The 18,086-nt window shown below is 67.3% G+C and carries 17 protein-coding genes; 9 read left to right on the top strand and 8 right to left on the bottom strand.

The genetic code is table 11. From position 1 onward, the window contains the following. Window positions 1-36 precede the first annotated feature (36 nt). Entirely contained in the window at window positions 37-1,191 is a 1,155-nt protein-coding gene (locus D7006_RS20960; protein WP_237354425.1) for a DegT/DnrJ/EryC1/StrS aminotransferase family protein, read from the top strand. A gap of 86 nt (window positions 1,192-1,277) precedes the next feature. Here D7006_RS20960 and D7006_RS20965 read toward each other — a convergent pair whose 3' ends face one another. Together D7006_RS20965 and D7006_RS20970 are read right to left on the bottom strand one after the other, a co-directional pair. Beyond that, window positions 1,278-2,384 (bottom strand): polyamine ABC transporter substrate-binding protein, encoded by a 1,107-nt coding sequence (locus tag D7006_RS20965; protein ID WP_237354426.1) that lies wholly within the window; start codon window positions 2,382-2,384, stop codon window positions 1,278-1,280. Between the two features lie 106 nt (window positions 2,385-2,490). Further along, a complete protein-coding gene (locus D7006_RS20970; protein ID WP_237354427.1) occupies window positions 2,491-3,894 on the bottom strand; it encodes a glutamine synthetase family protein in 1,404 nt (467 codons plus the stop codon). A 287-nt stretch (window positions 3,895-4,181) separates the two neighbouring features. Between D7006_RS20970 and D7006_RS20975 the strand changes: the two genes are divergently transcribed. Genes D7006_RS20975 through D7006_RS20985 form a run of 3 tightly spaced genes read left to right on the top strand, consistent with a single transcriptional unit; the run spans window position 4,182 to window position 7,250 of the window. Next, window positions 4,182-5,699 carry a CHASE3 domain-containing protein gene (locus tag D7006_RS20975; RefSeq protein WP_237354428.1) on the top strand — a complete coding sequence of 506 codons (1,518 nt, stop codon included), beginning with the start codon at window positions 4,182-4,184 and terminating at the stop codon, window positions 5,697-5,699. After that, a complete protein-coding gene (locus D7006_RS20980) occupies window positions 5,692-6,129 on the top strand; it encodes a response regulator (RefSeq protein WP_024277276.1) in 438 nt (145 codons plus the stop codon). Before D7006_RS20975 ends, D7006_RS20980 begins: the two co-directional genes overlap by 8 nt. Window positions 6,130-6,140: 11 nt before the next feature. Next, a complete protein-coding gene (locus D7006_RS20985) occupies window positions 6,141-7,250 on the top strand; it encodes a histidine kinase dimerization/phosphoacceptor domain -containing protein (protein ID WP_229646331.1) in 1,110 nt (369 codons plus the stop codon). 24 nt (window positions 7,251-7,274) lie between these two features. Here the strand turns inward: D7006_RS20985 and D7006_RS20990 are convergent, their stop codons facing one another. The 3 genes from D7006_RS20990 to D7006_RS21000 all read right to left on the bottom strand — a co-directional run bounded on the left by D7006_RS20990 (window position 7,275) and on the right by D7006_RS21000 (window position 10,019). Beyond that, window positions 7,275-7,628, bottom strand: coding sequence for a ferredoxin (locus D7006_RS20990; RefSeq protein ID WP_169121654.1), 354 nt, complete (start codon window positions 7,626-7,628; stop codon window positions 7,275-7,277). Window positions 7,629-7,816: 188 nt separating this feature from the next. After that, window positions 7,817-8,839, bottom strand: a complete 1,023-nt coding sequence (locus D7006_RS20995) for a sulfate ABC transporter substrate-binding protein (RefSeq protein WP_210257602.1) — start codon at window positions 8,837-8,839, stop codon at window positions 7,817-7,819. Between the two features lie 193 nt (window positions 8,840-9,032). Beyond that, window positions 9,033-10,019, bottom strand: a complete 987-nt coding sequence (locus D7006_RS21000) for an aldo/keto reductase (protein WP_237354429.1) — start codon at window positions 10,017-10,019, stop codon at window positions 9,033-9,035. A gap of 141 nt (window positions 10,020-10,160) precedes the next feature. Between D7006_RS21000 and D7006_RS21005 the strand changes: the two genes are divergently transcribed. The 5 genes from D7006_RS21005 to D7006_RS21025 all read left to right on the top strand — a co-directional run bounded on the left by D7006_RS21005 (window position 10,161) and on the right by D7006_RS21025 (window position 15,307). Next, on the top strand, window positions 10,161-10,769 hold the full coding sequence (locus D7006_RS21005) for a TetR/AcrR family transcriptional regulator (RefSeq protein WP_169121656.1): 609 nt from the start codon (window positions 10,161-10,163) through the stop codon (window positions 10,767-10,769). A gap of 126 nt (window positions 10,770-10,895) precedes the next feature. After that, window positions 10,896-11,318 carry a nucleoside-diphosphate kinase gene (gene ndk, locus D7006_RS21010; protein WP_024277270.1) on the top strand — a complete coding sequence of 141 codons (423 nt, stop codon included), beginning with the start codon at window positions 10,896-10,898 and terminating at the stop codon, window positions 11,316-11,318. Between the two features lie 180 nt (window positions 11,319-11,498). Beyond that, complete coding sequence (locus tag D7006_RS21015; protein WP_169121658.1) at window positions 11,499-12,206, top strand: TerC family protein; 708 nt, start codon at window positions 11,499-11,501, stop codon at window positions 12,204-12,206. Window positions 12,207-12,376: 170 nt separating this feature from the next. Then, on the top strand, window positions 12,377-13,120 hold the full coding sequence (locus D7006_RS21020) for a TerC family protein (RefSeq protein ID WP_169121659.1): 744 nt from the start codon (window positions 12,377-12,379) through the stop codon (window positions 13,118-13,120). A gap of 66 nt (window positions 13,121-13,186) precedes the next feature. Then, window positions 13,187-15,307 (top strand): molybdopterin-dependent oxidoreductase, encoded by a 2,121-nt coding sequence (locus tag D7006_RS21025; RefSeq protein WP_237354430.1) that lies wholly within the window; start codon window positions 13,187-13,189, stop codon window positions 15,305-15,307. 65 nt (window positions 15,308-15,372) lie between these two features. Here D7006_RS21025 and purN read toward each other — a convergent pair whose 3' ends face one another. Genes purN through D7006_RS21040 form a run of 3 tightly spaced genes read right to left on the bottom strand, consistent with a single transcriptional unit; the run spans window position 15,373 to window position 18,073 of the window. Then, the gene (purN, locus tag D7006_RS21030) at window positions 15,373-16,032 is read right to left on the bottom strand and encodes a phosphoribosylglycinamide formyltransferase (RefSeq protein ID WP_237354431.1); all 660 of its coding nucleotides are present in this window, start codon (window positions 16,030-16,032) and stop codon (window positions 15,373-15,375) included. Beyond that, the gene (gene purM / locus D7006_RS21035) at window positions 16,029-17,102 is read right to left on the bottom strand and encodes a phosphoribosylformylglycinamidine cyclo-ligase (RefSeq protein ID WP_169121662.1); all 1,074 of its coding nucleotides are present in this window, start codon (window positions 17,100-17,102) and stop codon (window positions 16,029-16,031) included. The genes purN and purM overlap by 4 nt, the downstream gene beginning before the upstream one ends. A 41-nt stretch (window positions 17,103-17,143) precedes the next feature. Next, window positions 17,144-18,073, bottom strand: coding sequence for a hydrogen peroxide-inducible genes activator (locus D7006_RS21040; RefSeq protein ID WP_237354432.1), 930 nt, complete (start codon window positions 18,071-18,073; stop codon window positions 17,144-17,146). Between the last annotated feature and the right edge of the window lie 13 nt (window positions 18,074-18,086).

The raw sequence follows: 18,086 nt of genomic DNA on the forward strand, positions 1-18,086 counted from the left end.
ACGCCCGGGCTTCCGGGCCTTCTGAACGGACCTGAGATGACCTCTCCCGCGTCGGGCGCCAGCGCCCCCATCGCCTTCATCGACCTTGCCGCCCAGCGCGCCCGCATCGGCCGCCGTGTGGATGATGCGGTGCAGGCGGTGCTCGCCTCCTGCCGCTTCATCAACGGCCCGGAAGTGACCGAGTTCGAGCAGAAGCTCGCCGCGTTCGCCGGCGCGAAATATGCCGTCTCCTGCTCCAGCGGCACGGATGCGCTGGCTTTGCTGCTGATGGCCTGGGGTGTGAAGGCGGGCGACGCCGTGTTCTGCCCGGCCTTCACCTTCTGCGCCACCGCCGAGGTGGTGCCGTGGGTGGGCGCCACCCCGGTATTCGTGGACGTGAAGGAAGACACCTTCAACATGGACCCGGAGAGCCTGGAGCAGGCGATCCAGGTGGCCATCGAGCAGGGCCTCGACCCGCGGGTGGTGATTCCGGTGGATCTGTTCGGCCAGCCGGCGGACTATGACGCCATCCTGCCGATCGCCGAGAAGTACGGCCTCAAGGTGCTGTGCGACACGGCGCAGGGCTTCGGCGGCACCTGGAACAACCGGCGCACCGGCTCCATCGGCGATGCCACCGCCACCTCCTTCTTCCCCGCCAAGCCGCTGGGCGCCTATGGCGACGGCGGCGCCATCCTCACCGACAACGAGGAACTGGTGACCATCCTCAAGAGCCTGCGCGAGCACGGCCAGGGCGTGGACAAATACCAGAACGTGCGCATCGGCATGACGGCGCGCCTCGACACCATCCAGGCGGCGGTTCTGCTCGAAAAGCTCGCCATCTTCGAGGACGAGATCGCGGCGCGGGAGAAGGTGGCCCGGCGCTACAATGAACTGCTCAAGGACGTGGCCGGCGTGCCGGTGGTCGATCCGCGGGCGACGTCGGTGTGGGCGCAATACACCATCAAGCTCTCCCCCGGCGTGCGCGACGGCCTCGCCGAGAAGCTGAAGGCCGAGGGCGTGCCCACCGCCGTCTACTACCGCCTGCCCATGCACCTGCAGCCGGCCTATCGCCACTACCCCTCCGCCGGCGCCATCCTGCCGGTGTGCGAGGCGCTGGCGGAGGAGGTTATCTCGCTGCCCATGCACGCCTATCTGGACGAGGCGACGCAGGACCGCATCGTCGACGCGGTGAAGCGGGCACTGGCCGCCTGAAAACACAGGACGGACCAATAAAAAGGGCCGCGGGAGATATCTCCCGCGGCCCTTTCCGTTTCAGACCGGCATGAACCGGCCGCGCCTCACTTCCCGCGCTTGAAGGTGTTCCAGGTCTTGGTGATGACCCGCTGCACCGGCGGTTCGTTGGTGGTGACGATGAAGAGGCGGTCGAAGACCTCCTTCGTCGGATAGATGGACGGATTGTCCATGATCTCCTTGTCGATGAACTTCTGCGACGCGAGGTTGCCGTTCGCGTAGGAGATGAAGTTCGAGTTCTTGGCCGCCACTTCGGGCTTCATCATGTAGTTGATGAAGGCGAGGGCATTGTCGATGTTCTTCGCATCCTTCGGGATGGCGAAATTGTCGAACCACATGAGCGCGCCTTCCTTGGGCAGCACGTAGTCCACGTTCACCGGCTTCTTCTTGGTCTTCTTGGCGGCTTCCTGGGCACGGGTCTTGGCCTGGTAGACGTCACCCGACCAGCCGAGGGCGATGCAGATGTCGCCGCGGGCCAGCGCGTTGATGTAGCCCGAGGAATCGAACTTCTTGATGAAGGGCCGGATGGTCATCAGCAGCTCGCCGGCCTTGGCGATGTCCTCAGGATTCTTAGAGTTGGGATCCAGCCCCAGATACTTCATGGCGGTCGGGATCACCTCTTCCGGACCGTCGAGCACGTAGACGCCGCAATCCTTCAGCTTGGAGAGGATTTCCGGCTTGAAGATGATGTCCCAGGTGTTGAGCGGGATGTCGCCAAGGCGCTCCTTCACCTTGTCCACGTTGTAGCCGATGCCGGTGGTGCCCCACATGTAGTTGACGGCGTGGGCGTTGCCGGGATCATAGACGGCGAGACGCTGCGTCACCTCGGGCCAGGCATATTGCAGGTTCGGAAGCTTGGACTTGTCGAGGGGGATGAACACGCCCGCCTTGATCTGCCGCTGCAGGAAGGAGCCCGACGGCACCACCACGTCGTAGCCGGTCTTGCCTGCGAGCAGCTTCGTCTCCAGCACCTCGTTGCTGTCGAAGACGTCGTAGCGGACCTTGATGCCGGTTTCCTTGGTGAAGTCTTCCAGAACGGTCGGATCGATATAGTCCGACCAGTTGAAGACGTTGACGACCTTGTCCTGGGCCGTCGCCACGCCGGTAAGACCCAGCGTGACCACGACGACTGCAGCTAGCGTTTGGCGAAGCATCCGCCGTTCTCCTCTTGCGCGGGGCGGGCTTTTTCTGCCGTCCCGGTGGTGGAAGGCTATTGCGTTGCGGCACACCGCTCAACAGGAAACGGGGGCGCCGCAGTGCTCACAGGTACGTGTCGTACTCCAAGGGCAGAATCTGGCGAGTGAAGGCGGCAAGCTCCTCCCGCTTCATCACGCCATAGATGCGGCGGTAATCTTCGCCGAAGGCGCGGGCGATGAAATCGGAGGCGAAGAACCGCCGCACAGCCTCCTCCATGGAAGGCGAAAGACGCTCTGCCTCATGCTCATAGGCATTGCCGGAAAGCGGCGCGGGGGGCTCGATCTCCCGCTCCAGCCCCTCCAGCATGCCGGCGAGGATGCCGGCGAGCACGAGATGGGGATGGGCTTCCGCCCCCGCGATGCGGTGCTCCAGCCGGCGCGCGGCGGGCGGCCCGTTGGGCACGCGCACCGCCACCGAGCGGTTGTCATAGCCCCAGCTGATGGAAACAGGCGCATAGGAGCCGGGCACGAGGCGCCGGTAGCCGTTGTAGCTCGGCACGAACAGCAGCGTGGACTCCGCCATGGTGGCGAGCAGCCCCCCGGCGGCATGGCGCAGCGCGCGGTCGCCCACCCCGTCCGGCTTGGCGAAGAGATTGCCGCCGGCCGTCTCCATCAGGCTCACATGGACATGCATGCCGTTGCCCGCGAAATCCACCAGGGGCTTGGCCATGAAACTCGCGCGCAGGCCGTGGCGGCGGGCCACGCCGTCGATGAGCCGGCGCAGCAATATGGCGTCGTCCGCTGCCGCCAGCGCGTCCACCCGATGGTAGAGATTGACCTCGAACTGCCCGGGGGCTGCCTCGGAAATCACCGTGTCCGCCGGCAGGCCCTGCTGCTCGCAGGCGGCGCGCATGTCGTGCAGCACCGGCGCGAAGGCATCGAGGTCGGACATGGAATACATGTTCTGGCGCGCCTGCCCGGTGGCCGGAAACACCGGCTCCGGCGGCGCGCCCGGCACGTCGGACGGCTTCAGCAGATAGAATTCCAGCTCGAAGGCGACGCAGGGGGCAAGGCCCCGCGCGGTAAAGCGATCCACGATGCCGGCGAGCTGCTGGCGCGGATCGAGCTTCCACGGCGCGCCTTTGGCCGAGCCGTCCGGCTCGTGCATGGTGATGAGCACCTGCGCGGTGGGCCGGGGCGCCCAGGGCACCGGTTTCAGCGTGCCCGCTACCGGCCAGCACAGACCGTCCTTGTCGCCGGTCTCGAGGTGGATCTCGGTGGCCTCCACCTCGCAGCCCCAGATATCGAGGCCGAAGATGGAGAGGGGGATGGCCACCCCATCCTTCCAAATCTTGGTGATGGACCGTCCGGGGATCCATTTGCCGCGCAGCACCGCGGACGTGTCGGGCAGAAGAACTTCCACCACCTCCGGCTCGCCGTAGGTGGAAAGATAGGCCGCAACCTCGTCGGCAGGCTCTGCGGCGGCAGAGGCCTCGTCGGGTCGGCGGCCGGGGAGTGTGACCGGCATGATACTCCGTCTTCACAAAAGCGACGTTCAAGCCGCATCCAAGCGCTAACGTGGGGAACCTTCAAGCGCGTCCGCACTTATCACACCTTGAACGGGCGCGATTTGACCCCGGAGAGGTTTCCTTTTACCGCTCAGCCGGAGAGGCGGGACGAAATGGGACATCAGGCGGTTCGCCCCCTCTGTGAGGCGGCTTCCGCGAGCGGCTCGGGCCAGGCCCGCTCGGCCACCTCTGGCGGGCGGGAGCGCAGGCGCGCGCGCCGTTTGATCACGAAAGGGCTGTCCCTCTCATGACGGCCACCCTCACCCAAACCGCCCCCCGCCCGTGGGCACACCGTCTCGCGACCCCGGGACCGACGCTGCTCCTGCTGCTCGGCTTCGCCATCCTCGTCGCCATCAGCGCGTCCTCCATCACCCTCATCCACCGCGCCCGGTCGGATGCGGAGAGCGTCGCCCATACCCTTCGGGTGATGAACGCCGTTTCGCAGCTGCAGGTCCTCATCCGCCGCACGGAAAGCGCCGAACGCGGCTACCTGATCACCGGCCGCGAGGGCTTTGCCCGCTTCTACGAGCAGTCGAAGGCCCAGACAGGGCCCACCCTCGAACAGATCGCCACCCTCATCACCGATAATCCCGAGCAGCAGCAGCGCTTGGCCGAGGCCCGCACCCTGATCGCCGAACGTCTGGCGTCCTATGAGCAATCCATGGCGCTGCGGACCGCGGGCGATCTGGAGGGAGCCGTCGCCGACCTGCGGGCCGATCGCACCGAGGGCGCCATGACGCGCCTCGGCACGCTGCTGGTGGAGATGAAGGCCGCGGAGACCGAGCTGCTCGACGAGCGCACTGACGCCTCCCACGACAGCACGGTCTGGCTGACCGTGGTCAGCCTCGCCGGCCTCGCCGTGGTGCTCGCCCTCGGCGCTCTCGCCCTCACCCTCAATCGTCGCCAGATCGACGCCTTGAAGGCGGCGCAGCGCGAGCTGGAGGCCGCCAACCAGGGACTGGAGAAGCGCGTCGCCGAGCGTACCGCCGACCTCAAGGAAGCCAACGACGAGATCCAGAGCTTCGCTTACATCGTCAGCCATGACCTGCGCTCGCCCCTGGTCAACATCATGGGCTTCACCAGCGAGATCGAGGCCATGCGCGGCGACCTGTTCGAGCGCCTCGCCCAGCTGCGGGCGCAGGCGGGCGACGCGCCGGAGGCCGATGCTGAGCTCGCCGCCGATTTCGAGGAGGCGCTCGGCTTCATCAAGACGTCCATCACCCGGATGGACCGGCTCATACACGCCATCCTCGCCTTGTCGCGGGAAGGCCGGAAGGAATTCGTGCCGGTGGACGTGGACATGGGCCAGCTGTTCGCCAACCTGCGGGACAGCATGACCCACCAGTTGCACGAGGCCGGCGGCGAGATCGCCATCAAGCGCCTGCCGGTGATCCAGTCCGACCGGCTGGCGCTGGAGCAGATCTTCACCAACCTCCTCGACAACGCCTTCAAGTATCGGCGGGACGACGTGCCGCTCCGCGTGGAGGTGAGCGCGGTGGACACGCCCGGCTTCGTCACCTTCGTCATTCAGGATAATGGCCGCGGCATCGATCCCAAGGATCGCGGCCGGGTGTTCGAACTGTTCCGCCGCTCGGGCCGGCAGGACCGCCCCGGCGAAGGCATCGGCCTTGCCCATGTCCGCGCGCTGGTGCGACGTATGGGTGGCCTCATCTCACTCGATTCCAAGCTGGGCGAAGGCTCCACCTTCAAGGTGACGGTGCCGCGCCGCCTGCCCACGGAGACCGGAAAGAAGGACCATGGTTGAGCACGTCACCATCATCATGATCGAGGACGATGAGGGCCATGCGCGCCTCATCGAGAAGAACATCCGGCGCGCCGGCGTGAACAACGAGATCGTCGCCTTCAGGGACGGCACCAGCGCCGTCAACTTCCTGTTCGGCGCCGATGGCAGCGGGCGCGAGAGCAGTGGCCGTGCGCTCCTCGTGCTGCTGGACCTCAATCTGCCCGACATGACCGGCGTCGAGATCCTCGGCCGCATCAAGCAAAACGAGCATCTCAAGCGCTCGCCCGTGGTGGTGCTCACCACCACCGACGACAAGGTGGAAATCCAGCGCTGCTATGACCTCGGCGCCAATGTCTATGTGACGAAGCCGGTCAATTACGAGAATTTCGCCAATGCGATCCGGCAGCTTGGCCTCTTCTTTTCCGTCATCCAGGTGCCGGAGACCGACTGATGGAATGCGCCGTGTCCGACCCTCTGGCAGTTCAACCGGACGCGGCATCCGCCCCGCCGCCGCCGCTGCGCGTGCTCTATGTGGACGACGACCCCGCCCTCGGGCGGCTGGTGCAGCGCCAGCTCGGGCGCCTCGGGTTCGAGGTGGTTCCGGCCTTCTCCGGTGAGGACGGGCTGGCACGGCTCGGCACCGAGCGCTTCGACGTGGTCGCCCTCGACCACTACATGCCGGGCCAGGACGGCATGGCTACCCTGCGCGCCATCCGCGCCCTCGAAAACGCCCCGCCGGTGGTCTATGTCACCGGCGCGCAGGACGGGCGCCTCGCGGTCGCCGCCCTCAAGGCGGGTGCGGCAGACTATGTGGTGAAGGAGGTCCAGGCCGATTTCATCGAACTGCTGCGCGCCGCCTTCGTGCTGGCGGTGGAGCAGGTGCGCATGCGCCGCGCCCACGAGGCGGCGGAGGCCGAAATCCGCGCCGCCCGCGACCGGTTCGAGGCGCTGGCCGCCGAACGGGCGCTGCTCCTACGCGAGATGAACCACCGCGTCGGAAACTCGCTGCAAATCATCGTGTCGCTGCTCAACGTGCAGGCCGGTGCCACCGAAGATCCGCGGGTGAAGGAAGCGCTGAACTCCGCCCGCAACCGCGTTTCCGCCGTGGCCCAGGTGCATCGGCGCCTCTACACGTCCGACCAGATCGCGACCGTCGCCCTCGACCAGTATATCGGCTCGCTGCTGGACGACCTTCAGGTGTCGGCACACCGCGAGCATGGCGGCATCACCCTCACCTATGATGCGGACCCCATCCACATCGACCCGGATCGTGGCGTGGCGCTGGGCATCATCGCCACCGAGCTCGTCATCAACGCCATGAAATACGCCTATCCCGACGGCGAGGGGCCGGTGCGGGTGAAGCTGAAGCGCATGGGCGACCGGCTCGACTTCACCGTGGAAGACGATGGCGCCGGCATATCGCCGGAAAAGCCGGCGACATCCACGGGCCTCGGCAACCGCATCGTCAAGGCCATGTCCATGAAGCTCGGCTGCGAGCCGACATTCGACCCGCGGGAGCGCGGCACCTGCGTGCGCCTCACCTTCCGCCTCGCCGATCGCGGCAAGGCGTGAGGGCTTCCCGCCGCAAGGACTTGGTCAGATGCGGGGGACGATGATGAGCCGTTCCACCGGCTTGCCGCCGAGCAGGTGCGAGGTGACGATCTCGTCTATGTCCTCGGGGGTCTTCGGCGTGTACCAGATGCCCTGCGGATAGACGACCATGATGGGCCCCGCCTGGCAGAAGCTCAGGCAGCCGGAGGAGGTCATGGCGATGTCGCGGCGGCCGGAGGCCTCCAGCTTCTTCCCCAGGCGTTCCCACAAAGGCTGCGCGCCATTGGCGCCGCAGGAGCCGCGCGGATGCATGGGCGGCCGCTGGGTGAAGCAGCAGAAGACGTGGTGGGTGTAGACCTGCGGAATGTCGAGGACTTCGGCTTCGGCGGCTTCGGACATGACGGCTCGCGGCTCGGTGGGTTTCCTGGAGCCATTCAAATTGCATGCCGCCGCGCGGCTTTCGCCAGAAAGCCGTTGCAGACCAGAGCCATAGGCCAATGGAAACGCCGGCGCCCCGAGGGGACGCCGGCGCGGGTCGCGACATTGGCGGGAATGCGACACGGCGCGGCGCCCGCCGCGTCAGAAGGTCATTTGCCCACGAACAGGCTGTCGAGCTTGCCGCCGGAGGCGAAGTGGGTGGCCTGCACCTTCTCCCAGCCGCCGAACACGTCCTCCACCTTCACGAGGCGGATGGGCGGGAACTGGTCCTTGAACTGTTCCGCCACCTTAGGGTCCACCACGCGGTGGAAGGCCTTGGCCGCCACCGTCTGGCCGGCGGGGGAATAGAGGAACTCGAGATAGGCCGTGGCGGAAGCGCGAGAGCCGCGCTTGTCCACCACCTTGTCCACCACCGCCACCGGGAACTCGGCGAGCAGGCTCACGGACGGCACGACGGTGAGGAGCTTCTTGTCGGGATAGAGCCCCTCGATGGTGCGGGTCTCCGCCTCGAAGGTCACCAGCACGTCGCCCGTGTCGCGCTCCACGAAGGTGGTGGTGGCGGCGCGGCCGCCGGTGTCGAACACCGGCACGTTGGCGAGCAGCTTCTTCACGAAGGCATCCGCCTTGGCGGCGTCACCCTTGTTCTGCTCCAGCGCATAGGCATAGGCAGCAAGATAGGTGTAGCGCGCGTTGCCCGAGGTCTTGGGGTTCGGGAAGATGACCTTCACGTCGTCGCGGACGAGATCGGACCAGTCCTTGATGTTCTTCGGGTTGCCCGCACGCACGAGGAAGGCCGGGAAGGAATAATAGGGCGAGGCGGAGTTGGGGAACTTCTTCGGCCAGTCCTTCGCCACATAGCCGGCCTTGGCGAGGGTATCCACGTCGATCACCTGGTTGAAGGTGACCACATCCGCCTCCAGCCCCTCGATGACCGCGCGGGCCTGTCGGGAAGAGCCGGCGTGGCTCTGGTTCACCGTCAGCTCCTGGCCGGTCTTCGACTTCCAGAACGGGATGAACTCGGCATTGACGGCCGTGAACAACTCCCGGGAGATGTCGTAGGAGACGTTCAGCAACGTGTTGGGCCCCTGCTGGGCCAGCGACGGCCCGGCGCCGAACGGGGCCGCGGCCGCGCCGGCGAGCGCGGTGGCGAGGAGGGCGCGGCGGGTGATCATGGAACGTGCTCCCGATTTCACATTTCACAATTGATGAAATGTTATATTCACATGCACCGTGTCTAGCATGTGAAATCCGGACTGTGAACGTCCCGGTGCGCGGGACTCCCAGAAACTTTCCCCATGGGAATAGGAAAGGCCCGCGAACAGGTCGCGGGCCTTCAAGAATTGCGGGCGGATCAGACGTCCGGCGTCAGAGATTCAGCATGGCCATGGCGGCCTCGGGATAGCGGGTGCCGGCCACGGCCTCGGGTGCGAAGAAGGCGTCGAGGGTGGAGACCTCCTCCGGCGAGAGGCGGATGCGGGTCGCAGCCACGTTCTCCTCCAGATACTTCTGCCGCCGCGTCCCGGGGATCGGGATCACGTTGTCCTGCTTGTTGAGGATCCAGGCCAAGGCAATCTGCGCGCTGGTAGCGCCCTTCGCCGCGGCGAAGTCCTTCAGCGCCTCCACAAGCGTGAGGTTGGCCTTGAGCGCATCGCCGCTGAAGCGGGGATTGGCGCGGCGGAAATCGTCGGCGGCGAGCGTGTCGGGGCTCGTCACCGCGCCGGTCAGGAAGGAACGGCCGAGCGGGGAATAGGCGACGAAGGCGACGCCGAGCTCGCGGCACGCCGCCAGCATTTCCTCTTCGGGATCACGGCTCCACAGGGAATATTCGATCTGCACCGCGGTGATGGGATGCACCGCATGCGCCTTGCGCAGCGTCGCCATCGAGCATTCGGACAGACCGAGGAAGCGCACCTTGCCCGCCTCCACCAGCCCCTTCATGGCGCCGACCGTCGCCTCAATGGGCGTCTTGGGGTCCACGCGGTGCTGGTAATAGAGGTCGATGGTATCGATGCCGAGCCGTTCGAGGCTGGCATCGCAGGCGGAGCGCACATAATCCGGCGTGCCGGAGACGCCGAGGCGCTCGCCATTGGGGCCGCGCACATTGCCGAACTTGGTGGCGAGGATGATCCTGTCGCGCCGCCCCTTCAGGAAGCGGCCGAGCAGGCGCTCGTTATGGCCGACGCCGTACATGTCGGCCGTGTCGAAGAAATTTATGCCGAGGTCGAGAGCGGCTGCTAGGGTCGCGAGCGACTGTTCGTCGTCGCTTGGCCCATAGAATTCAGACATGCCCATGCAGCCGAGACCGATGGCGGACGCGGACAGGCCCGAGCGACCGAGGGAGCGATGGTCCATGGGGGACCTCATATGAAGGGGAAAGAAGGGAAGCACAGCCAGGCGGACCCGCGCTGGCCATGAATGTAAACTACACCGTATAGTGTACTTATGTCAAGCGACATTCCCTCCCCGCCGCCCGTGCCGGGCGCCGCGATAGATTTGGCACCGGCTGACGCCCGGCCGGGGCGCGACCGCCGCACCACTGTGCCGCGCATCCGCGCCGCCGCGCGCCGGCTGTTTCTGGAGCGCGGCTATGAGGGCACCTCCATGGATGCCGTCGCGGCGGCCGCTCCCGTTTCCAAGCGCACGCTCTACCAGCACTTTCCCGGGAAGGCCGAGCTGTTCGCCGCGGTCATCGACGACGCATGGTCCCACTTCACCCGCGCGCCGATCCTGCCCGGAGACACGGCCGGCGACCCGCGCGCGGTGCTGCGCGCCTATGTGGGACGCCTCACCGAGCACTGGGAACGGCCGGACGTGGTGCCGCTGCTCCGGCTTGTGATCGCCGAGGCGCCGCGCTTTCCCGAGCTGTCCCAGGCCTATTTCGCCGTGGGCAAGGAGCCGGCACTGAAAGGCCTCGGCGCCTATTTTGCCACCCTCGCCGCCGAAGGCCGCCTCGCCACCAGCGATCCGCAGCTCGCGGCGGCACAATTCCTCGGGGCCATCAAGGAACCGCTGTTCTGGCCGCGGGTGCTCGGCGTGCCGGTGGCGTTCGACGTCACCGCCGCCGTGGAGCGGGCCATCGACGGAGTACTGAAGGACCGCTGAGAGGGCGTCCCCTCGCCCCTTCAATTACCCCTTCCCTTGCCCCTTCGGCGCCCCCCTGCTAAGAGCCGCGCCATCCGCGGGATGCTCGCGGCATTCCTCTTCCAAGAACAGACAGGACGGTCCCCCATGGCGATCGAGCGCACTTTCTCGATCATCAAGCCCGACGCCACGCGTCGGAACCTCACCGGCGCCATCAATGCCGTCATCGAGAATGCAGGCCTCAAGATCGTGGCCCAGAAGCGCATCCGCATGACGCGCGAGGAGGCCGAGACCTTCTACGCGGTCCACAAGGAGCGCCCCTTCTTCGGTGACCTCGTGGCCTTCATGACCTCCGGCCCGGTGGTGGTGCAGGTGCTCGAAGGCGAGAACGCCGTCGCCAAGTACCGCGAAGTGATGGGCGCCACCAACCCGGCGAACGCCGCCGAGGGCACCATCCGCAAGCTGTTCGCCGAGTCCATCGAGGCGAATTCCGCCCACGGCTCCGACAGCACCGACAATGCGAAGGTGGAGATCGCCCAGTTCTTCTCCGGCAATGAAATCGTCGGCTGAACTGGTATTCGATTAGGATTCCGCGGCGCGCGATCGAATTTGTGCGCCGCGGCGTCCGGTTTTTCTTGAGGGTTCCTCTCGGGCAGATTAACGTAGCGTCAAAATCCAAAATACGGCGCACCAGACGCAGAATACAATTGCGCAGTGACGCCGACGCTCAAATGGCCCGGGGTAGGGATCATGTCGCTCGATTCACCAGTGCTCTGGCTGGCGCTGCTGCAGATCATTTGGATCAACGTTTTGTTGTCCGGCGACAACGCGGTGGTGATCGCCCTCGCCTGCCGCTCATTGCCGGAGAAGGTGCGCCGAACGGGCATCATCCTCGGTGCCGGCGTGGCCGTCGGCCTGCGCATCATTTTCACCGGCATCGTCGCGACACTTCTGGCCCTGCCGTGGCTGAAGCTCGTGGGCTCCCTCGCCCTCATGTGGATCGCGGTGGACCTCGCCAGCCCTGACGAGGGCGGCGAAGAGGCCATTCAATCCAGCGACAACCTCTGGAAAGCCGTGGGCACGGTGGCGGTGGCGGACATCGTCATGAGCCTCGACAACGTGGTGGCCGTAGCCGCCATCGCGGATGGCAACTGGTTCCTGCTCATCTTCGGCCTCGCCATCTCCATTCCGCTCATCATTGCCGGCTCGTCGCTGGTGATGTCGCTCATCAACCGCTTCCCGCTGCTGGTCTGGGCCGGCGCGGCGCTGCTCGGCTGGGTCGCTGGCGACATGCTGCTCGGGGATGTGGCCATCATCGAGCGCCTGGGCGAAGAGACCACCCATCACCTCCACCGCATCGTCTCCGCCGCCGGCGCTGCCCTCGTGGTCGGCCTCGCGCTGGCCCTGCGCTGGTACAAGGGTCGGCGCGCGCACGCCCACGACGACATCGCAGCCTGAGACGATCGACATGAAAGGGGCCGCATCCGGCCCCTTTTTTCTGCCTCTTAATTGACGTAACGGAAGTTTTGTCGCGTCATCAACATGACGCAACGTAAGAATAACTGCGGCGCGCCGAGCCCCAGTCCGGCCTCGCCCGCATCACCAGCCTTCACCACATGGAGTGGACGATGGATTTCACCGCCCCGACCTTCTGGGTCGCCCTTCTGCAGATCATCTGGATCGACCTGCTGCTGTCCGGCGACAATGCGGTGGTGATCGCCCTTGCGTGCCGCTCGCTGCCGGCGAAACAGCGCAAATGGGGCATCCTGCTCGGCGCCGGCGCGGCGGTGGGCCTTCGCATCCTGTTCGCGCTGGCGGTGTCCTACCTCCTCGGCGTGCCGTTCCTGAAGGTGGTGGGCGGCCTGCTGCTGTTCTGGATCGCCATCAAGCTCGTCACCGACAATGGCGGCGATTCCCACGAGGTCGCGGCTTCGGACAGCCTGTGGAAGGCGGTGCGCACCATCGCCATCGCCGATGCGGTCATGAGCCTGGACAATGTGGTGGCCATCGCCGCCGCCGCGCGCGGGCACTGGGAATTGTTCGTGTTCGGGCTGCTGCTCACCATCCCGCTCATCATCTTCGGCTCGCAATTGCTGCTCTCGCTGCTCACCCGCTTCCCCATCCTCATCTGGGCCGGCGCTGCGCTGCTCGGCTGGATCGCCGGCGAGATGCTGGTGGGCGACGTGATGGCGCTCAGCTACATGCAGCAGCTGAACCCCGCACTGGTGAAGGTGGCCGAGGACGGGCTGCACCCGGCCGCTTTGCCCCATTATGTGGCCAGCACCATCGGCGCCCTCTTCGTCCTGGGGCTCGGCTACGTCCTGCGCAACCGCGGGCGCGACCGCGCCGCCGAGGCCGGGCACGGCGCCTGAGCCTCCCCGCAAGAGATGTGAAAAGGGGGCGACGGCACGCGTCGCCCCCTTTATTGTCTCAAGGCCATGAACGTCCATGCCCCGACCGTTTCGCACACCGCCCACAGCCCGGTTGCGACCCACCCGTCCGTCTGTCCCCATGACTGCCCGTCCGTCTGCGCCCTGAAGGTGGACGTGATGGCCGATGGCCGCATCGGCCGGGTGCATGGCTCCAAGGACCAGCCCTATACCGCTGGCGTCATCTGCGCGAAGGTTGCCCGCTATGCCGAGCGGGCGAACCACCCGGACCGCCTGGCCCATCCGTTGCTGCGCACCGGCCCCAAGGGCTCCGGCCAGTTCACCCGCATTTCCTGGGACGAGGCGCTGGACCGGGTGGCCGAAGGCCTCCTCAAGGCCGAGCGGGAGCACGGGGCGGAGTCCGTCTGGCCCTATTATTACGCCGGGACCATGGGCCTCGTGATGCGCGACGGCATCAACCGGCTGACCCATGTGAAGCGCTATTCGCGCTTCTTCTCCTCCATCTGCGTCAATCCCGCCTGGAGCGGCTACATGGCCGGTGCCGGCCGCATCGCCGGCGTGGACCCCCGGGAAATGGCGGCCTCCGGCCTCATCACGCTCTGGGGCACCAATGCGGTGTCCACCCAGGTCAATGTGATGACCCACGCCATCCATGCGCGGAAGCGCCACGGCGCGAAGATCGCGGTGGTGGATGTCTATCGCACGCCCACCATGGAGCAGGCGGACATCCCCCTCCTCATCCGCCCCGGCACGGACGGGGCGCTGGCCTGCGCCGTAATGCATGTGCTCTTCCGCGACGGTTTCGCCGACCGCGCCTACATGGATCAGTACGCCCGCGACGCCGCCGCGCTGGAGGCGCATGTGGCGACGCGGACGCCCGAATGGGCTTCCGCCCTCTGCGGCCTGCCGGTGGCCGAGATCGAGGCCTATGCGCGGCTCGTGGGCACGACGCCGGCCTCCTATTTCCGCATCGGCTACGGCTTCTCCCGCAGCCGCAACGGCGCGGTGAACATGCACTCGGTGGCGTCCATCCCCGTGGTGGCCGGAAGCTGGCAGCATCTCGGCGGCGGCGCGCTCCACTCCATGTCCGGCACCTATGGCTGGCGCAAGAAGATGATCGAGGGGCTCGACCGGCTCGATCCCACCGTGCGCGCCCTCGACCAGTCCCGCATCGGCCCCATCCTGGTGGGCGAAGAGGATGCGCTGGCGGGCGGCGGCAAGGTGGCGGCGCTCTTCATCCAGAACACCAATCCGGTCGCCGTCGCGCCCGAGCAGGAGAAGGTGAAGCGCGGCTTCGCGCGGGAAGACCTGTTCGTGGCGGTCCACGAGCAGTTCATGACCGATACGGCCCGGATGGCCGACATCGTGCTGCCCGCCACCATGTTCACCGAGCATGACGACATCTATGGCGCCGGCGGACATCCCCACATCCAGATCGGCACCAAGCTGGTGGAGCCCCCGGGCGAGTGCCGCACCAATCACGACGTGATCTGCGCCCTGGCGTCACGCCTTGGCGCCGAACACCCCGGCTTCGCCATGACCGCCCGCGAATTGATCGACTGGACCCTGCGCGAGAGCGGACGGGGCCCGGTGGAAGCGCTGGAGGAGGCCCGCTTCATGGACGTGGGCCAAGACTTCCGCGCCGCCCATTTCCTCGACGGCTTCGGCCATCGCGACAAGCGCTTCCACTTCGCGGTGGACTGGGCGAACCTCTCCTTCCCCGCGCCCGGCAAGTTCGGCCCGGTGGCCGACATGCCGGCCCTGCCCGACCATTGGGCGGTGATCGAGGAGGCGGATGCGGAGCATCCCTTCCGGCTCGTCACCGCGCCAGCCCGCAACTTCCTCAACTCCTCCTTCACCGAGACGCCCACCTCGCAGGAGCGGGAGGGCGCGCCCTCTTTGCTGGTCCATCCTGAGGACGCGGCGGCGCTTGGCGTCGCGGAGGACGATCTCGTGGCGGTAGAGAACCCGCGCGGGCGGGTGGAGCTGCGCGTCCGGCTGTTCGACGGGCTGCGGCGCGGCGTCGTCGTCTCCGAGCAGATCCAGCCGTCCGGCGCCCATCGCGGCGGGCGCGGCATCAACACTTTGACCGGCGCCGACCCGGTGGCGCCGGTGGGCGGCGCTGCGTTTCATGACAACAAGGTGCGGGTGGTAAAGATCGAGGCGTGAGGCTCTCACGCCTCGGCCTATCTCAGGAGCGCCAGCACTGGGGACAGCGGGCACCCGCCCGGGAATTAAACCCCCGGCGAAACCAGCGCCGGCAGCCCGCCTTTGGCGCCGCGGATCTCCACGCGCTCGTCGGCGACCTTGAGGCGGCCGGCGGCCAGAAGCTCCAGCCCCTTGGGATAGATCACGTGCTCCTGCGCCAGGACGCGGGCGGCGAGGACGTCCGGCGTGTCGTCGGCTTCCACCGGCACGGCCGCCTGGAGGATGATCGGCCCCTCGTCCATCTCGGCGCGCACGAAATGGACGGTGCAGCCGTGGAAGCGCACCCCCGCCTCCAGCGCCCGCTCGTGGGTGTGCAGGCCTTTGAAGCTCGGCAGGAGCGAGGGGTGGACGTTGATCATGCGGTTGCGCCAGCGTTCCACCAGCCAGGGCGTGAGCAGGCGCATGAAGCCAGCGAGGCAGACGATCTCGATGCCCTCGGCCTTCAGATAGGCGTCGAGCGCCGCGTCGAAGGCGAGGCGGTCGCTATAGCCCTTGTGCGACAGCACGAGGGTCGGCACGCCGTGCTCCTTGGCGAAGTCCAGGCCGGCGGCGTCCTCCCGGTTGGAGAGGACCAGCGCGATCTCGGCCGGGAAGTCCGGCGCCTCGGCGGCCTTCACCAGCGCCGCCATGTTGGAGCCGCGGCCGGAGATGAGAATCGCGGTGCGTTTCGGCGCCGCCTCGCTCATGACGCGAACCCGAAGTCGGCGGCCCCGTCATAGACCACATGGGCCGCGCCGGTGCCGGGCTCGATGACGCCAAGGCGGATCACCGTCTCGCCCGCGGCGGCGAAGGCGTCGGCCACCTCCTCCTCCCGCTCCACCGGCACCACGACGGCCATGCCGACGCCGCAGTTGAAGGCGCGCAGCATCTCTTCCGGCGCCACCGCGCCAACGCTGGCCAGCCAGCGGAAGACCGGAGGGACGATGAGGTTGGACAGGTCGATGCGGGCGATGGTCCCGGCCGGCAGCACGCGCGGCAGGTTCTCTGTGATGCCGCCGCCGGTGACATGGGCGAGCGCCTTCACCGCGCCGGTCGCGCGGATGACGGACAAGACGCTCTTCACATAGAGGCGAGTGGGGGTGAGGAGCGCGGTGCCGAGGTTCTGGCCCTTGTGGAAGGGGGCCTCGTCGGTCCAGGCAAGGCCGGACCGCTCGACGATGCGGCGCACCAGTGAATAGCCGTTGGAATGCACGCCGTCCGAGGCGAGGCCGAGGATCACGTCGCCCGGCCCCACATCCTTGCGCGGCAGCAGCTCGGTGCGCTCGACGGCACCGAGGGAGAAGCCGGCGAGGTCATAGTCGCCGTCGCGGTACATGCCCGGCATCTCGGCCGTCTCGCCGCCGATGAGGGCGCAGCCGGCTGCCTTGCAGGCCCGCGCGATGCCCGCGACGATATGGGCGCCCACATCCGGCGCGAGGCGGCCGGTGGCGAAATAATCGAGGAACAGCAGCGGCTCGGCGCCCTGGACCACGAGGTCGTTGACGCACATGGCCACGAGGTCGATGCCGATGGTGTCGTGAACGCCGGTATCGATGGCGATCTTGAGCTTGGTGCCCACGCCGTCGGTGGTGGCGATAAGGAGGGGATCGGCAAATCCCGCCGCCTTCAGGTCGAACACGCCGCCGAAGCCGCCGATGTCCGCGTCGGCGCCCGGCCGGGCCGTCGCCTTGACCAGCGGCTTGATGAGATCGACCAGGCGGTTGCCCGCATCGATGTCCACGCCCGCGTCGCGGTAGGAAAGTCCGTCCTGAGCCATAGGATCCCCGTCTTTGCGCGGGGCTTAGCCGCGAACGCGGGTCAAAGCAAGGCAGAGCGCCGGTCTTCGCCGTCTTGCACAGCCGGGCGGCAGGCCCGGACCATGGCGGCGACCTGCTCCACGTCGTCCCGGAACGGCAGAGTGCGCCGCCAGACGAGACCGATGGTGCGCGACGGCGCGGGATCGGGAAAGCGCAGCAGCCGCACGCGCGGGATGCGCCCGCCCTCGGAGGCGACGAACATCTGCGGCAGCAGCGTCACGCCCTGCCCGTTGGCGACCAGCTGGGCCAGCGTCGACAGGCTGGAGGCGCCGAAGCGCCGCAGCTGGCGAGCGTCCACCTTGCGGCAGACGTTGAGCGCCTGGTCCCGGAAGCAGTGGCCGTCCTCCAGCAGCAGGAGGTCGGCGGCGAGGATGTCCTCGGCGGCGGCGGTCTCGCCCGCAAAGTCCGCCGAGCTTTCGGGAACGGCGAGCAGGAACGGGTCCTCGAACAGCGCCATGGTCTCCAGCGCCGGATGTTCTACCGGCAGGCTGAGGATGACGAGGTCGAGGTCGCCATGGGCGAGGTCGTTCACCAGCTGCTCGGTCTGGCTCTCCCGCAGCGCGATCTCCACGCCCGGCCAGCGGCCCGCCATCTCCGGCAGCAGGCGCGGCAGGAGATAGGGCGCGATGGAGGGGATGACGCCGAGCCGCATCCGCCCTTCCAGCAGCCGCCCCCGGTCGCGGATGGTGCGCTCCATGTCGGCGAGGGCGGCGAGCACGCCACGGGCGCGCGATGCCGCCTCCTCCCCCACCGGCGTCAGGCGCACACCGCTCCGCCCCCGCTCGACCAGGCGCACGCCCAGCGCCTCCTCCATCTCGCGAATCTGCATGGAAAGGGCCGGCTGGGTGACGGCGCATTCCTCCGCCGCGCGGCCGAAATGACGGTGGCGGGCGAGGGCGTCGAAGTAGCGAAGCTGACGGGTGGAGAGCACTCGATAAGATTAC

The sequence above is a fragment of the Xanthobacter sp. YC-JY1 genome (genome assembly GCF_021730305.1).
GTDB lineage: Bacteria > Pseudomonadota > Alphaproteobacteria > Rhizobiales > Xanthobacteraceae > Xanthobacter > Xanthobacter flavus.

What these genes read in the sequence shown, in the direction of transcription:
- D7006_RS20980 (WP_024277276.1), top strand. Translation starts at nt 5,692, where the DNA reads ATGGTTGAGCACGTCACCATCATCATGATCGAGGACGATGAGGGCCAT.
- D7006_RS21000 (WP_237354429.1), bottom strand. Translation starts at nt 10,019, where the DNA reads ATGGACCATCGCTCCCTCGGTCGCTCGGGCCTGTCCGCGTCCGCCATC.
- D7006_RS21015 (WP_169121658.1), top strand. Translation starts at nt 11,499, where the DNA reads ATGTCGCTCGATTCACCAGTGCTCTGGCTGGCGCTGCTGCAGATCATT.
- purN (WP_237354431.1), bottom strand. Translation starts at nt 16,032, where the DNA reads ATGAGCGAGGCGGCGCCGAAACGCACCGCGATTCTCATCTCCGGCCGC.
- D7006_RS20995 (WP_210257602.1), bottom strand. Translation starts at nt 8,839, where the DNA reads ATGATCACCCGCCGCGCCCTCCTCGCCACCGCGCTCGCCGGCGCGGCC.
- D7006_RS20960 (WP_237354425.1), top strand. Translation starts at nt 37, where the DNA reads ATGACCTCTCCCGCGTCGGGCGCCAGCGCCCCCATCGCCTTCATCGAC.
- D7006_RS21025 (WP_237354430.1), top strand. Translation starts at nt 13,187, where the DNA reads ATGAACGTCCATGCCCCGACCGTTTCGCACACCGCCCACAGCCCGGTT.
- D7006_RS20990 (WP_169121654.1), bottom strand. Translation starts at nt 7,628, where the DNA reads ATGTCCGAAGCCGCCGAAGCCGAAGTCCTCGACATTCCGCAGGTCTAC.
- D7006_RS20975 (WP_237354428.1), top strand. Translation starts at nt 4,182, where the DNA reads ATGACGGCCACCCTCACCCAAACCGCCCCCCGCCCGTGGGCACACCGT.
- ndk (WP_024277270.1), top strand. Translation starts at nt 10,896, where the DNA reads ATGGCGATCGAGCGCACTTTCTCGATCATCAAGCCCGACGCCACGCGT.
- D7006_RS20970 (WP_237354427.1), bottom strand. Translation starts at nt 3,894, where the DNA reads ATGCCGGTCACACTCCCCGGCCGCCGACCCGACGAGGCCTCTGCCGCC.
- D7006_RS21020 (WP_169121659.1), top strand. Translation starts at nt 12,377, where the DNA reads ATGGATTTCACCGCCCCGACCTTCTGGGTCGCCCTTCTGCAGATCATC.
- D7006_RS20965 (WP_237354426.1), bottom strand. Translation starts at nt 2,384, where the DNA reads ATGCTTCGCCAAACGCTAGCTGCAGTCGTCGTGGTCACGCTGGGTCTT.
- purM (WP_169121662.1), bottom strand. Translation starts at nt 17,102, where the DNA reads ATGGCTCAGGACGGACTTTCCTACCGCGACGCGGGCGTGGACATCGAT.